At 46.0% G+C, this 659-nt stretch carries 1 protein-coding gene; it reads left to right on the top strand.

Annotated elements, in window-relative coordinates; translation table 11 throughout:
* Positions 1-209: 209 nt before the first annotated feature.
* Positions 210-659, top strand: a 450-nt coding sequence (locus tag O0V13_RS21490) for an IS66 family transposase zinc-finger binding domain-containing protein (protein WP_268037070.1), incomplete at its 3' end; no start/stop codon positions are given.

Below are 659 nucleotides of genomic sequence, written 5' to 3'. Positions count from 1 at the left end.
TACACTAAACTCTGAGTTTTTTTTCAAGGTGTTTATTCCTTTTTTTTATTGACTTTCGGTCAGGGTTTTGGAGTTGAAAGTGCCTTTTTGAGTTATGGGGATGTTTTTTTGAGGTCAGGAACAGGAATCATCCGGAAGGTCCACTTATCCACGGGTTCTGTGGGAAACTAATGCTTTGACAGCTCCTTTTGGACTGTTATTTTCGAGGCATGAACAAACCTTTGGACCAGTTGACTAAAGCCGAACTCATCGCCTTATTGGGCGAGCAGAGTCAGCAGCTGGAATCCAAAGACCGTCGCATTGAAGATCTGGAGGGGATTCTTGCTAAGTTCCAGAAGATGCTCTTCGGCCAGAAACGAGAACGCTTTGAATCTTCCGATCAGCTGAGTCTTCCTTTTGAAACCCCAGCTGAACAACAGCAGGTCCTACAGGAAGAACTCACCGAAAAGGTGGAGTATATCCGCAAAAAGTCCGGTTCTTCCCATCCAGGCAGAACCAAACTGCCCGAACATCTTCCCGTGGAAGAGATTGAGCTGTATCCAGAGGGGAACCTAGAGGAGATGACCTGTATTGGCAAAGAGGTCACCGAGGAACTTGATTACAAGCCTGCCCAGTTCATCATCCGCCGCTATATCCGGTATAAATATGTATCTAAAGAC

The organism is Algoriphagus sp. PAP.12, assembly GCF_026652115.1.
Taxonomy (GTDB): Bacteria; Bacteroidota; Bacteroidia; order Cytophagales; family Cyclobacteriaceae; genus Algoriphagus.
This window is presented reverse-complemented; position numbering and strand designations above follow the sequence as displayed.